Origin of the sequence: Haloferax denitrificans ATCC 35960 (assembly GCF_000337795.1) — an archaeon.
Classification (GTDB): domain Archaea; phylum Halobacteriota; class Halobacteria; order Halobacteriales; family Haloferacaceae; genus Haloferax; species Haloferax denitrificans.
Window position 1 is genome coordinate 36,463 of the sequence record NZ_AOLP01000002.1, and the last position, 14,320, is coordinate 50,782.

Consider the following 14,320-nt stretch of genomic DNA (forward strand, 5'->3'; position numbering starts at 1 on the left):
AGGGCAAAGGTGGATTGGTGGGGCGCTTACCAGGGAGTGAGGTTCACGCAGTCCCCGAGTGGGAGCCCCATAATCGACGCTACGACGGTGTACAGCGGGCCGAGCACCGCCAAGATGAGGGCGGATTTGAGTGCTGCGCGCTTGTGGACTTTGAGTCGCTTTTTCTGTTCGGGGCTGGCGGTGAAGATCTCAGCGAGGGAGTCGGCCTGCCAGATGACTGCTAACCCAATGAAGCCGAGTGTCGTCGTAATCTGGAAGAAGCCCTCGACCATCCCCGGCAATTTCTCAGCGCTGCAGACCACGCTGTCTTGTGCGGCAACTGGCTGGACAGCAGCGATCGTGAACAGGACGCTTCCGATTGCGACGTGTCGGAGGATGGATCGGGAGGGCCGTCGCTGGTCGGTGGAGCGAGCGTCAGTAGGGGAGTGTGAGTCAGACATGAGGTCACTCGGTGTGGTCGTACACGAGCGCTTGGAGGTCGGCGTAGCGACTCGTCATGGTTGCAATCTCATCGAGCGAGTAGCCCAACTCACGCGCCTCGGAGAGTTGTGCGCGGAGTTCGTGCGGCTCAACGTCGCGAAGTTGCATCTCGTCGCGGAGGGCTTGCCGATAGAGGGCCGATGCGTTGAGATGGTCGTTCCACCTGAGGAACAACTCATCGATGTCTTCGACGGTGACTGAGCGGGAGATCATGTGTTCGGTATCGTTCCACACCGATTGTCTTGCGGTGCGTACATGTCAACCAGATTGATGGAATATTATATATTTACTGGCCGATATGAAGTGTGGTAGCATGCCAAACTAGGTGCTAGAGTACCTAAGGCAGATAGGTACCAGACTATTGCTGTCAATCCATACTGGTTGAGATATTGTCCCGCCGAAACTGAGAACTCACTCTTCAATGCCAAACTTCGAAGGATACTGTTGGTTCCGCCACCAACATATTTATTATGTTGGCATACATACCAACACTCGTAGATGCCACCCTCCGATGAAGTCGAAGTTCTGTATCAAGACACCCGCGAGTTTGATAACAAAATTATTCATATCCGTATCCTCAGCGTTCCCAAATCGGAGAAATTCCCAGAAGGTGTCAAATACGGGCTTCACTACGGTCGGAAGGGAGGCGACGATCCTATCGTTCGTTACGACAACCATCACGGTGTACACGAACGACACGAGGGAGATACCGTCGAAGAAATCCCATTCCCAGGGGTAGAAACACTACTTCGACGCTTCCAAGACGAAGTTGAAACACACCGATAAACCAGTAGGGGCCATCTACACCAACCAACAAACCATGACCGAAAACACACTCACCGTCCGCGTCGAATCGAACGACGAGTTCTTCGACCGTGCACTCGAAGCCGCAGCGAAAGCCGACGCTGGTGAACTGACTGATGACCACACTGGCGTCTCACTTCCAGACGAGGCTGCACTTGCACGTGTTCTGAGCGAAAAAAATCTCGAACTTATCCGGACTACTGCCCGCGAAGAACCGAAGAGTCTCCGCGAGCTCGCACGACTCGTTGATCGTGACATCAAGAACGTCTCGAACGCTATCAACGACCTCGCAGAACTCGGACTTGTCGAATTTGAGCAGGATGGCCGATCAAAGCGGCCGGTCGTCTGGTACAGCGATATCCACGTAGAGTACGACCTTGGCGTTGGGACTGACGATACCGAGGTCGCTGCACAAGGGTGAAGAACGTACTCAACTTTCTACTTCCTTCGTGAAGTGGCTTCATCTCTATCTACAACAGAACAGTATCACATGCGTCTCCACAATCCCCTATGACGAGTGATTCGACGATACTTGGTCGATGTCTTGACTGTGGCGAAGAGATTGAGGCATACCTCAATCATCGAGTTTGAGGATAGCGATGGCTCAACTGGCGTGTTCGCAGAGTACTATTCATGCGACGAAGTTGTCGCCCAGAGTGACGAACTGGCGCTACTTGTCCACGAGGAGGTCTATGCTTGCGCCCGAATGTTGGACGATGCGTCGCAGCACGTTGTAACCTAGCGCGAAGCAGGAAGTCGACATCATCAATTTAACCAACAAAATTATTGATTAGCGTCTCTTGTTGGTTAACACGAGGCAGCAGCCGATGTCTGACGAACCACCGACACCGCCGACGAATCTCCCCACAGAAGTCGTCACCACCCTCAATAAATCATCACCGAACTGTCTTCGAAACGTTGCCCGCTATGCCGAAGAGTTGGCCGAACACAAGGAGCGCGAGGCTCGTCTCAAGGAAGAGCCACCGGAAGGGGAACTCGAAGAACGGTCGGACGACCTTCCAGACGATGTCCCCACGAAGGCGACGATTACGATCAAGGAGATCAACGATAATCGCTACTACTACTGGCAGTGGCGAGAAGGTGACAAAATCAAATCCAAATATAAAGGCCCAGTCAACCCCGATGAGTAGGAAGGACTTCCATGGCTGTAATCTGCTCACGTTTTAGACTGGTCTAAGCAGATAGTACCGCTCTCGTATTGTACATACCAGCCCGTCATGATGGTTGGTTGAGATACCGGTGTTGCCAGTACTGCCAGTAACCAGTCCACTATTGCCAGTAAACCTGGCATAAGCGTGGGAACTCCCGAGACCAGAGGGGCAGATTCGTTAAAGGTTTGTTCTCGGGAGACCCCCGTTGCCAGTACTGCCAGTATTCACTTGTTTTAAATATCACACACACACCACATTTGCCAGTAAAGCCACTCGAACGAGTAGAAGACTACTCGTTACAGTACTGATTAAGCGATAGGTTTATGTCAATAGTAGTAAAACCAAACCCTTACTAGGAAATAATCAGTAAAGTACAACTGTAGATATAGTTCGGTAGCTCTGTTAATTACCTCATTTTGGACTTCGGTCCTCACCTACGAGAGAATACTGGCAATAGTGGAGAGAGTGTCTTTTATAAGCTACCGTGATATTGGCGGTACTGGCAACGGGGGTGTGGTTATTGGTCATACTGGCACCCGTGGTTTTATCACACATAGCAACATCGTCCAATCCATGGGCCGGTTCACTCGGGAGTCATTCATCATTCGAGACAACGACGTGTTGCGAGACGATTACCAGCCTGAGACTCTTGAGGAACGAGACGCTGAACTCGACGAATACGCGGCAGCCCTCCGGCCGGTAATTCAAGGATGGCAGCCGAACAACGTGTTTCTGTACGGGGTCACGGGTGTCGGGAAGACTGCGGCTACACACGATCTACTCAAAGAACTTCAGGAATCAGCTGACCAGTACGACGACGTCGACGTGAATATTATCGAATTGAACTGTACTGGCTGCAACACGTCGTACCAAGTCGCGGTGAACCTCGTGAACGAGATTCGAGAGCCGAATCACCCACTAACAAATGTGTCGTCTTCACGGATGCCGATCAGTGAGACTGGCTATCAACAAAAGCGCGTGTTTCGTGAGCTCTACGCTGACTTAGAAGATATTGGGGGGACCGTGTTGGTTGTCCTCGACGAGATTGATAACATCGGATCGGACGATGATATTCTGTACGAGCTCCCGCGGGCACGTTCACAATTGGATCTGGACGTGAAGTTGGGCGTCATCGGCATCAGTAACGACTTCAAATTCCGCGATAATCTGTCCCCGAAAGTTAAAGACACACTTTGCGAGGAGGAGATTTTGTTCCCGCCATACGATGCTGGCGAACTCCAAAACATCCTCCGCGAGCGAGCAGAGATTGCGTTGTATGATGATGTGTTGGAAGATGATGTGATTCCGTTGTGTGCCGCGTTTTCAGCACGAGACTCTGGATCGGCTCGGCAGGCACTTCGACTGTTGCGGAAGGCAGTCGATATTGCGGAGTCAGAAGCGCGGGCCGGTGGAGACGCGTTTGTAACAGAGGAACACGTCCGCGAGGGGGAGTTCCAGATTCAGCGCCAGCAGGTCGTTGAAGGAATGCACTCGTTGACACAACATGGGCAGCATGTGTTGTTGACGGTGTGCCAACTGGCGGCTCGAGGAGAAACGCCCGAACGGACAAAGGCGATCTATCGCCGGTACCAGAAGGTTGCGAGGAAAAATGGGCAAGAACCGTTGAAGCGTCGGCGCGTACATGACCACCTGTCGGATCTGAACCTCCATGGTGTGTTGCAGTTGGTTGACTCGAGTGGCGGCCGAGGAAACTACAACGAGTACGATTTGGACGTGTCGCTGTCGTCGGCGTTGGATGCACTAGAAAGTGAGTTTGGGAATTTAGAAGGCATCCGTGAACTTGCGAAAAAGAACGGGACGTTAGACTAGCCCCCTTTTCTTGCGGGGTGACCCTCGCTGCCAGTATTGCCAATAACCTGTCCACTGTTGCCAGTTTCACCTGTCGATGTCGAGTTTACTATTGTATCTGATATCTGTGAGATATTGATTAAACCACTATTGCCAGTATATTTGATCCTCTCTATGTCTGCCGCTTTTACTGGCAATAGTGGTGTGTCTGACGAATTATCTGATGACTGATTTGATTTGAATATTTTAGATCAATTGATAGGGTGATTGGAAAATCGTGACTTGTTGGAATTTTTGCTCGCTGATTGTTTTCTGTAGCCGTATTAACCAACAGTAGTAATGTGACCTATCAATGTTGGTTAACTCATGACCAAGCAGTAGCAAGTGGTAATCAAGGTATCGACGAGGTTACGTTGAGGGCACATACCGGAACTGTACGTTTTCGATCTATACCCGACGCAAGACCTTTTTCGTCGTCTAGGATTCCCATTCCATTGTCGGCGATTCGAATCTTAGTGTCGTTATCTTGACTGTGTGTGTGATTCTAATGTGAGTTGAGCTTCCGTAGAATGATATGTGTCGTGTATTTCATAAATTATACAATTATGTTGAATATTTGGCAACAAACTCTTGGAGTTTTACCCAATTCAGTAATTGAGTTTTATGTAAATATAGTGGCTATTTAGACATTCTAGTTGCTGCATGATTGTCAATAGCCAATATAATTTCTAACTATGGCTATTCTATTAGTTGAGATTCCTAGATAGTTCTACTGGATAATGTCTCGAATGGATCCTGATGTCCATAATCTTGTATATATAATACAGTTCTATCTGTGGGGATATCCAACCATCCTCCCACGACTCATGAGAGGGTAGAACATATTCGAACGTGTAGCCTCCTTCACAAAAAGGGTCACCACATCCGTTGTTCCATCGGCCTCGGCAGGCCACCCTGCAGCGGTTGACCTGTCGAAGCCAGTCAGGCAGACCGACCGATCGACGAACTGAGATTCACATTGTCGACCGGGGTCCACTTCAACGGACTGGGTTCCGAGCCAGAACCGATGCGTGGAGATGACACGCACCACCGATCGGAATACTGTACCCAGTGGTGTACTGCCTCTGACTCACGCTGTTACGCTGTGTTTCGATTAGTCATCTGCGGGGACTGCTCTCTCCGGGTTTTGTTTACTCGGCCACTCCAGGGCCGGGATGTAATCTGCGTTTGCCTCGATGAGTTCTTCGGTCATCTCGTGTAGTTCGTCTAGTGAACAAGCGGCGCTTGACAGAGGATCGAGCTTTACTGCTTGGTGGACTTTCTCGCGGTTACCCTCTAAGGCACCTTCCACCGCCAGTTCGTAGATTGCAGAGTGCTGGCGGTCCAGAGCGGCAAGTTGTGTCGGCAACTCTCCAACCGAGGCTGGGTGAAGGCCGGTACCGTCGACGAAGACCGGAACTTCCACACAAGCGTCTGCAGGAAGGTTTTCAATGGCGTTCGATTCGTTGGACACGTTGAGGTTGAACCGGCGTTGAGTTCCCGTTTCCAACGAATGGATGAGCCGGGACGCGTATTCCTCGGAACGTTCGACACTAACCTCGTTGAGGTCGACGTCCAGTTCGGGATCGTCGCGCTCTTCGGACCGCGCAAGCCATCCCTCTAGGTACGTCGCGGTTGGCATCCGTTCGGCGAAGTTCGTCCCGGCCATCTCCTCGATAAGTGCATCGTCTGTTCGGATGTACGGGAGGTACTCACTCATATGATGGCTCGATTCCGTGGGGAACGCGCCGAAGTGCTTCATCATCTCGAAACGGACCGTGTCCTTGCGGTACGTCTCTTCGTCGTCGTAGGCCTCTTCGAGTGCCGGATAAAGACTCTCTCCGTCGTGTTCGCAGGTGAGGAACCAAGCCATGTGGTTGATGCCGGCGACCCAGTACTCGAGTTCGTCCTGTGGCGTTTCCGTGTATTCTGCTATTGCCTCGGCGGTGTGCGGGACGGAGTGACAGAGACCAACGACCTCGATGTTAGTCGCGTCAAAGACAGCCTTACAGAGGATGGCCATTGGGTTCGTATAGTTGAGTAGAAGAGCATCGGGACACAGCTCTTCCATGTCGTCCGCGAGGTCGAGGATTGTCGGAATCGTCCGAAGGCCACGGAAGATTCCACCCGGTCCAGTCGTGTCACCGATTGCTTGCTTCACTCCGTATTTTTCCGGGATCCGGATCTCGTTTTCGAAGGGATCAGTCCCACCAACGTTGATCATGTTGAGGACGTAGTCCGCGTCTTCAAGGGCTTCACGTCTGTCAAGTGTCGCCGAGACAGTCGTTTCGAGTCCTTCGTTTTCAACCATCGCCTCAGCGACACGTTGCGTCTGTGTGAGTCGATGTTTGTCGATGTCCATCAACGCGATATGGCTGTCAGACAACTCGTCGAACGAGAGGATGTCGCCGATGAGTTTCTTTGCAAATACCATACTCCCAGCTCCGATCAGGGCAATCTTTGGCATTGCTACTACGTGTCTCTGGGTTTGTTATAAGTATTTCGCCGTGCCGCCCTCAGTTCTACTACAACTTATCGAGTCTTAGGGACGCGTGTGGTGTAAGGTAGCACACGTACTGTCTGAGTGTGTCCCGATGGGTCTTAGCGTGCGGCCCCTACCTCGATACAACGGGTTGTGGGAACATCAATTTCATGAACCGTAAAATAGTTAATAAGTATAAATGGTGTAGAATGGTGCTCTCTTCGGGCTTTGTGGATTGATGGCGGTGAAATGCCCGTAACATCTTTCGTGACGCCATTTCACGTATCATGAAAACATCTATGTGTGATGATACCGTGAGTTGAACTATGACAACCAACCGCTTTGACGTGGCCCAAGACGATGGATATCTAGCGACGACGACCGTTACGAGTTTCCGTATCATTGAGGCTCTAAAACGCCGCGACGGTGCTACAGTCCAGCAACTCGTCGAAGAGTTAGGGCTCGCCTCGGGGACCGTTTACAAACATCTCAACACGCTTCAGTCGATCCAGTATGTCGACAAAGATGGATCTGAGTACCGTCTCGGCCTGGGGTTTCTTGAACTAGGTATTGCTGCCCGCTCCCAGCGAAATCTCTATAACCAGACCTACGATTCACTCGAAAGCTTAGCCGAGACGACTGGAGGTGTGACGACGCTCATGGTTCCAGAACACGGGTTTGGTGTCTACCTCACCCAGATTGTCCCCTCGGGTGCGACGACTCCACCACATCAAGAGGGTGAGCGAGCACACCTCCACGCTACCGCTGGGGGAAAAGTCATTCTCGCCTACCAACCGACAGAAACTGTCGAGTCGTGGTTGGAAAACCGGACGCTTCCGTCGCTGACGCCGTTCACAATTTCGGACCCAGAGGAACTCCAGTCAGAGCTGCAGTCTGTGCGGGACAGACGGGCCGCCCATTCGCGTCGTGAGCAGTTCGAAGAGTGGCATGCGGTCGCCGCTCCGGTTACGGACGATGACGACGAAGCTATTTGTGCGGTAGGTATCAAAAAGCCGGTCGACCCTAATGCGGATACGACAGACATGTCCGAGTTCAAGAACTTACTCGGGAGTACGGTGAGTTCTATCGAGAGTAAACTACGGTTCAGATAGTCTGACAAAATTACATTCATATGCTTGTAATCTCTATCCGAACACAATTCTGGCCATGCCCACACATATATAATACCAACTAACGAAAGCAGACGTATGGCTGATGATTCGATTGATCGACCGAACGTCCTCATGATCGTGACCGATCAACACCGGTGGGACACAGTTGGTGCGCACGGTTCTCCGATGGATCTCACACCGAACATCGATCAACTCGCCGCCGAGGGTCTTCGATTCGACAATGCAGTTACTCCACAGCCGGTCTGTGGTTCGTCGCAATCGGTTATTCACACTGGTCGATATGCAACTGAGACGGGCGTTTGGCGTCACTCACTTCCACTTGCTGACGGGGAACGAACGCTCGCACACTACTTCGCTGAGAACGGGTACGAGACGGGTTTCGTCGGGTCATGGCATCTGGCGGGGACATTTGACGAACCGGTGCCAACGTCCCACCGTGGTGGCTACGAGGACTTCTGGATCGGTGCTGATGTTCCCGAGTTCATGACTCAGCCTACGGAAGGGATGCTGTTCGACGAGAACGGCGAGCCCGTGACGTTCGATAAGTACCGTGCGGACGCCTTCGCTGACTTCGCTATCGACGCAATCGAGACGCTTTCGGAACCGTTCTTCTTGATGGTCGGCTTCTTGGAGCCACACGACCAGAACGACCAGCAGACGTTCGTCGCCCCTGAGGGATACGCAGAACGCTATAGAAACAACCCGTACGTTCCGCCGGATCTCCGTGACCGGCCAGGAAACTGGTTCAACGAACTGCCGGACTATTACGGCGCAGTCGAACGTATAGACGAGTGTATTGGCCGACTTACTGATACGCTTGTACGCACAGGTGTTCGTGACGAGACGATAGTTGCATTCACATCCGACCATGGGTGCCATTTCCGTAGTCGCCCCGGTGAGTATAAGCGCACCTGCCATGATGCATCAGTCCATGTCCCAGCTGTCCTCCATGGACCGGGAATCGACGCTGGACGCGTCGTTGAACGGACCGTCAGCCTTGTTGACTGGGCACCGACGATTCTCGACGCCGCTGGCAATGACGTTCCCGAGTCGATGCACGGCCACAGCTTACTCGACGACGACCACCCCAGAATGGGTGAGGCGTTCATCCAGCTCAGTGGCTCGGAAATCGGCCGAGCAATCCGAACGGACCGCTGGAAACTGGGAGTTTCCGCACCGACGTTGACCGGATGGCGCGGGGGCAAAGCAGAGAAGTCGAGCGACCACTACGTCGAGAGATACCTATACAACCTCGCGCGTGACCCCGCCGAACAGGTCAACCTCGTCGGTCGGCCTGAGTACAGAGCCGTCTTCGAACGGCTCAGAGACCGATTGCTTGAGTATATCCGTGATGTCGAAGGTGAAGACCCGACTATCGATCCGGTCTCCAACCCCGGATATCAGGACTACTGACCCCCTTCTGTTGGGTGTTCTTTCGCCTCGATACCTCCAATTGGCTTGTCTTCGAAACGGTCTTTGATTTAGTTTCATGATATATAAAAATCTCAATGCCATCGATATCGGCCAGAGATAGGCACAGGTGGCACATCCCGATGAGTTGACTGTTGCCAACCGCGGCTGTTTCATGTAACATAGAATATTGTGGGGGCGAGTTCTGCCGTTGAGTCCGCCTGCTACAGCTTAGGGGTCAATCTCTGAAGTCACCCGACTGCTCTGAGCTTGCCCTCTGTCTTGCCGAGAGGGCTTACCGGAGAAATTCCTACGAGAGCAAGATTTAACACGAATAACAATCTTGGACGTGGTATGGGTAAGCTAGACGTTCAGCACCTCAAGAAGGTGTTCCACGACAATAGCGGAGATATCGTTGCTGTCGACGACTTCGACGTGGAGATCGAAGACGGCGAGTTCATCGTTCTCGTCGGTCCCTCTGGTTGTGGGAAATCCACGACACTACGATGTATCGCAGGTCTCGAGACACCAACATCTGGTGAGTTAGTACTTGACGGCGAGGCAGTTACTGACAACAAGCCTAAGGCGCGGAATATGGCGATGGTGTTCCAGAACTACGCGTTGTACCCGCACATGACTGCAGAAGAAAACATGTCTTTCGGGCTAAAGATGACGACTGACCTCCCGAAGGACGAGATTCGAAAACGGGTTCACGAGGCGGCCGAGATGATGGGTATCGATGATCTGCTCGGTAAGAAGCCGGGTGACCTTTCCGGGGGGCAGCAACAGCGCGTTGCGCTTGGTCGTGCTATCGTCCGTGAACCCGAAGTGTTTCTGATGGACGAGCCGCTATCGAACCTCGACGCGAAACTCCGGACGACGATGCGGACGGAACTCCAGAAAATTCAGCAGAAGTTCGACGTGACGACTATCTACGTCACGCACGACCAGACTGAAGCAATGACCATGTCTGACCGAATCGCCGTGCTCAACGACGGTGAACTGCAGCAGATTGGGACTCCGCTGGAATGCTACCACCAGCCGGAGAATCAGTTCGTCGCCGGCTTCATTGGCTCACCGTCGATGAATTTCTTCGATGTCGAACTCGACACGAGCGGCGAGACGCCAACGCTCGTTCACGACGCCTTTAGCTACGAATTGGACGATGACGTCTACGCAGATATCGAAAGCTCGGGACAACAGTTCACCCTAGGTATCCGTCCTGAAGATATCAAAGCGGTTCCAGCAGGCACACACAACGCGTTGTCGCCGGAAGTGGAGGTAACTGAACCACTGGGCGATGTCACCTACGTCTACCTTCAAATCGGTGGCAAGCAGTATACTGCAACGCTCGAAGGAGACATCGTCATCGAACCGGGGAGGCAGCTAACCGTTCAGTTCCCGCAGGACCGGATTCATCTCTTCGACGGGAAGACGGGCGAGACACTTCGGAACCGCGAGCCACCCGAGTCTAGTGATATCGACGCACTCGTTGGTCTCGACAACGTCGGCAGCGTTGAGGTCGGAGCCGAGTGATGCTGCGGGACAGTCACTAGTAGATCACTCTGCTAGCGAAGCGTCGTCGCTTGGAGCGAACTTTCTCTTCCCGATAGTGTAGTTAACACCGCCGTTGCCGATGTCTGTGGAATATGTGCCCATTAGTAAATTATAAATAATGGTGGTCTAATGTGTGCTGTAGGGTTCATCCCATGACAGAGAGTAACTCATCTAGTTTGAGCAGGCGTTCACTCGTGAAGGGCCTCGGTGTTGGCGCAGGCGTCGCACTCGCGGGGTGTACGGGTGGCGGTAATAGTGGAGGCGACAGGCAACTCGGCGGAGGCGATGGGGACACCGCTACCGACCAGAGTAACAGTAGCGGTGATGCAAGCGGGGATGAGGTGCTCTTCTGGGAGTACACCTTCCCCAACGACGACTCACCTCCCATCTGGAAGGACACGTTCAAAGAGAACTACAACGCTCGGGGCGACGCACCGTTGACTATCGGGCGGTTCTCATACGAGGATCTCCGACAAAAGTTTCTCACGGGTGCTCGGACCGGCGATCCCGATGTCATCGAGGGTGTCCTTGCTCACCTGACGGAGTATATCAAGGCGGGACATCTCGAACCACTTGACGATCGTGTCGAAGAACTCGATTACTTCGACGGCTTCGTCGACTCTGCGCTCGACGCGATGCGGTACCAAGGGAAGCTCTACGGGCTTCCGTACACGGGCAACGGCCGTGCACTCATCTACCGGATGGACGTTCTCGAAGAGTTGGGCCAGGAGCCGCCGGAGACCGCTCAGGAGTTTCAGGAAATCGGTCGGCTCATCAACAAGGAAGTCGACGGCATCCAGGCCTACCACAACTGTACGAAAGACGGCAGCGTCCGAGCGTTCCAAGAGTGGATGTCGCACGTCTATCAACATACGGACCAGCTCTACGTTCCCGAGGGGGACGCGTGGGCGTTGAATATCGACGCCGACACGCTCGGCCAAATTTTCGACAACTGGTACTACCAAGTGTGGGCGGCCGACGAACCACTCGGTAACCCGGACCAACTTGGGACCGGGTGGCAGGTCAACGACCCCGGGTACCTCAACGGGCAGTTCGCCTTTATCGAGTGTGGGACGTGGCTCCGTGGCTGGACGACTGGGACCAACATCAACGATACCGATGCGACGGCCACGCTCCTCAACGAGAACACCGGCGTCGGCCACCTCCCCTACGGTGACGGTGGTTCGAAGGGGACGTTCCTCGAAGTCAAACCGATAATGATGAACTCACACAGCGACCAGAAGGACGCCGCGTGGGATGCAATCGCCACGTTCGCCAGTCCAGACACGATGAACGCGATGGGTGAGGACTCTCCCGGAAACGCGATGACACCCGTCCACGACGAGGTGGAATCAACCATCGACAACGAGAACTGGGAACCGTTCGTCGACGTGTTCAAGACTGGTCGCGCACTCGCGAAAGTTGGATGGGGCCCCGTCCGAGAGCCGTTCTACCGCCTTATGCAGGAGGTTTCCTACGGCAAGACTGACCCGTACAAGGCCGGTACGAAACTCCACGAGGAACTGACCGCACTCGAAAGCGAACTGTAGAACACCATGGCCACACAAGACATCTCGTCTAGTCCACTCTCGCCGTACGTAGCGGAGTTCAAGCGGTTCGTCTCGGACACCTGGTTGGGCTATGCGATGGTACTCCCGGCTGTGATTATGCTCGGCGCCATCATCGTCTACCCGACGCTTCGAGGAATCCAACTGGCGTTCTTCGAAGTGTCACTTTTGAACCCCGAGCAGATGACGTTCGTCGGACTCAGCAACTTCGGTCAGATGCTGTCGGACGCGACGTTCAAGTCGGCGCTCTGGCACACGGTTCTGCTGACGGCCGTCGCCGTCTCGCTACAGTACCTCCTCGGGTTGGGATTAGCGCTGGCACTCAAAGAGAAAGTGCCTGGAGCTGGCTTCTTCCGTAGCGCATCGATGATTACCTGGGTGCTTCCCGGCATCGTGATGGTTATCATCTTCCGATTTCTCGTCCAACCCGATTTCGGCCCGGCCAACATCGTCCTCGCGAAGTTGGGGTTGGAGACGACGTACTGGTTCGGCCGTCCCGGTGTCGCATTCCCGCTTATCGTCGTGATGCACGTGTGGCGTAACGTTCCGTTCTACGCCATTGCACTCATGGCCGCGATGAAGTCGATTCCGGAGACCCAGTACGAGGCTGCCCGACTTGACGGTGCAGGACCGTTGCAGGCCTTCCGATACATCACCCTCCCACAGATATCGTACGTGTCGATGATTATGATCGTGCTGCACGTCATCTTCACGTTCAACAACTTCGACATCGTCTATCTCTCGACCGGCGGCGGGCCGCTCGGGAACACAGAGGTGATGTCGACGTACATCTACAAGCAGGCGTTCGAACAGTACGCCCTCGGATACGGGGCGAGCATGGCACTCGTGATGCTCATCATCATGATGGCCTTCACCGTCGTGTACGTGAGACTGGAGGCTCGCGACTAACCGAACAGACCAATGGCAACTGACTCATCCACACACTCGTCTTCGGACCGTTCGCTGATTCAGCGCTTCGACGCGTGGCTATCCGACGACATGTCGCCGCGTCGTCTCGTCGGAGTGTACGCTGTCCTCAGCCTGTACTTCGCCTTCCTCCTGCTTCCGGTGGGGTACATGCTGCTCGTGACGTTCACATCCCAGGAGTTCCTCTACTCGCCACAACTCATCCCGTCGCTCGGTGACCTCACCGTCGAGAACTACCTCACTGTTCTGCAGACGGGGGCGTTCCAGGGGTACTTCGTCAACTCAGTCGTCATCGCGGTTTCGACGACTACCCTCACGCTCGTTGTCGGGACACTAGCGGCATACTCACTGAGTAGATTTGAGTTCCCCGGCCGGCAGTCGATTCTGCTGTCGTTCCTCGCGACGCAGATGCTCCCGCTCGTGCTCATCCTCATCCCGTTTTTCCTGTTGATGTTCTCGCTGAATCTCATCGACTCGTATCTCGGCATCGTTATCGCGCATTCTGTCGGTGGGATTCCGCTAGGCACGTGGCTGTTGAAAGGGTACTTCGATGATATCCCGACATCGCTCGACGAGGCAGCGAAGATGGACGGCTGTTCGCGCTTGGACATTCTCTGGCGTATCATCGTCCCGCTGTCGTTGCCCGGCATCGCTGTTGCGGGGTTCTACACGTTTATTCTCTCGTGGAACGACTACCTACTCGTCTCGATCCTGTCGCAGACAGCCGCGACGCGAACGCTTCCGTTCGGTCTCCAACTGTTCCAGTCGCAGAACACGGTCGCGTGGGAACTACTGTTGACGGCAGCGACGATTACTATCGTCCCTGTAGTCGTCCTGTTCGCCTTCGTCCAGAGCTACATCGTCGAGGGGCTTGCCAGCGGTGGGATGAAAGGGATGTAATCCCGTTTTCACCACCCCTTTCGAGGAACGAGGCACAGA

Annotated in this window: 13 protein-coding genes; 10 read left to right on the plus strand and 3 right to left on the minus strand. The window is 53.8% G+C overall.

All coding sequences use genetic code 11. The features are described 5' to 3' along the window. Positions 1-26: 26 nt before the first annotated feature. Together C438_RS02315 and C438_RS02320 are read right to left on the minus strand one after the other, a co-directional pair. Entirely contained in the window at positions 27-440 is a 414-nt protein-coding gene (locus C438_RS02315) for a hypothetical protein (protein ID WP_004967631.1), read from the minus strand. Between the two features lie 4 nt (positions 441-444). After that, on the minus strand, positions 445-693 hold the full coding sequence (locus tag C438_RS02320; RefSeq protein ID WP_004967632.1) for a hypothetical protein: 249 nt from the start codon (positions 691-693) through the stop codon (positions 445-447). A gap of 285 nt (positions 694-978) precedes the next feature. Between C438_RS02320 and C438_RS18795 the strand changes: the two genes are divergently transcribed. The 4 genes from C438_RS18795 (at position 979) to C438_RS02340 (ending at position 4,286) form a co-directional block, all read left to right on the plus strand. Further along, on the plus strand, positions 979-1,266 hold the full coding sequence (locus C438_RS18795) for a toxin-antitoxin system TumE family protein (protein ID WP_082256344.1): 288 nt from the start codon (positions 979-981) through the stop codon (positions 1,264-1,266). A gap of 34 nt (positions 1,267-1,300) precedes the next feature. After that, on the plus strand, positions 1,301-1,705 hold the full coding sequence (locus tag C438_RS02330) for an HVO_A0114 family putative DNA-binding protein (RefSeq protein ID WP_004967633.1): 405 nt from the start codon (positions 1,301-1,303) through the stop codon (positions 1,703-1,705). A 406-nt stretch (positions 1,706-2,111) separates the two neighbouring features. Next, entirely contained in the window at positions 2,112-2,435 is a 324-nt protein-coding gene (locus tag C438_RS18800; RefSeq protein ID WP_083899916.1) for a hypothetical protein, read from the plus strand. A 594-nt stretch (positions 2,436-3,029) separates the two neighbouring features. Beyond that, positions 3,030-4,286 (plus strand): Cdc6/Cdc18 family protein, encoded by a 1,257-nt coding sequence (locus tag C438_RS02340; RefSeq protein WP_004967636.1) that lies wholly within the window; start codon positions 3,030-3,032, stop codon positions 4,284-4,286. 1,132 nt (positions 4,287-5,418) lie between these two features. Here C438_RS02340 and melA read toward each other — a convergent pair. Then, positions 5,419-6,771: an alpha-galactosidase gene (gene melA, locus C438_RS02345; protein WP_004967637.1), complete on the minus strand. Its 1,353-nt coding sequence runs from the start codon at positions 6,769-6,771 to the stop codon at positions 5,419-5,421. Positions 6,772-7,112: 341 nt separating this feature from the next. Between melA and C438_RS02350 the strand changes: the two genes are divergently transcribed. The 6 genes from C438_RS02350 to C438_RS02375 all read left to right on the plus strand — a co-directional run bounded on the left by C438_RS02350 (position 7,113) and on the right by C438_RS02375 (position 14,281). Continuing rightward, positions 7,113-7,898 (plus strand): IclR family transcriptional regulator, encoded by a 786-nt coding sequence (locus tag C438_RS02350; RefSeq protein WP_004967638.1) that lies wholly within the window; start codon positions 7,113-7,115, stop codon positions 7,896-7,898. A gap of 96 nt (positions 7,899-7,994) precedes the next feature. Continuing rightward, complete coding sequence (locus C438_RS02355) at positions 7,995-9,332, plus strand: sulfatase-like hydrolase/transferase (protein ID WP_167321089.1); 1,338 nt, start codon at positions 7,995-7,997, stop codon at positions 9,330-9,332. Positions 9,333-9,683: 351 nt separating this feature from the next. Next, positions 9,684-10,865 carry an ABC transporter ATP-binding protein gene (locus tag C438_RS02360; RefSeq protein WP_004967640.1) on the plus strand — a complete coding sequence of 394 codons (1,182 nt, stop codon included), beginning with the start codon at positions 9,684-9,686 and terminating at the stop codon, positions 10,863-10,865. Between the two features lie 215 nt (positions 10,866-11,080). Then, on the plus strand, positions 11,081-12,436 hold the full coding sequence (locus C438_RS02365) for an extracellular solute-binding protein (protein WP_233194410.1): 1,356 nt from the start codon (positions 11,081-11,083) through the stop codon (positions 12,434-12,436). A gap of 96 nt (positions 12,437-12,532) precedes the next feature. Beyond that, positions 12,533-13,363, plus strand: coding sequence for a carbohydrate ABC transporter permease (locus tag C438_RS02370; RefSeq protein ID WP_223174074.1), 831 nt, complete (start codon positions 12,533-12,535; stop codon positions 13,361-13,363). Between the two features lie 12 nt (positions 13,364-13,375). Further along, positions 13,376-14,281 carry a carbohydrate ABC transporter permease gene (locus C438_RS02375; protein ID WP_004967643.1) on the plus strand — a complete coding sequence of 302 codons (906 nt, stop codon included), beginning with the start codon at positions 13,376-13,378 and terminating at the stop codon, positions 14,279-14,281. Positions 14,282-14,320 lie beyond the last annotated feature (39 nt).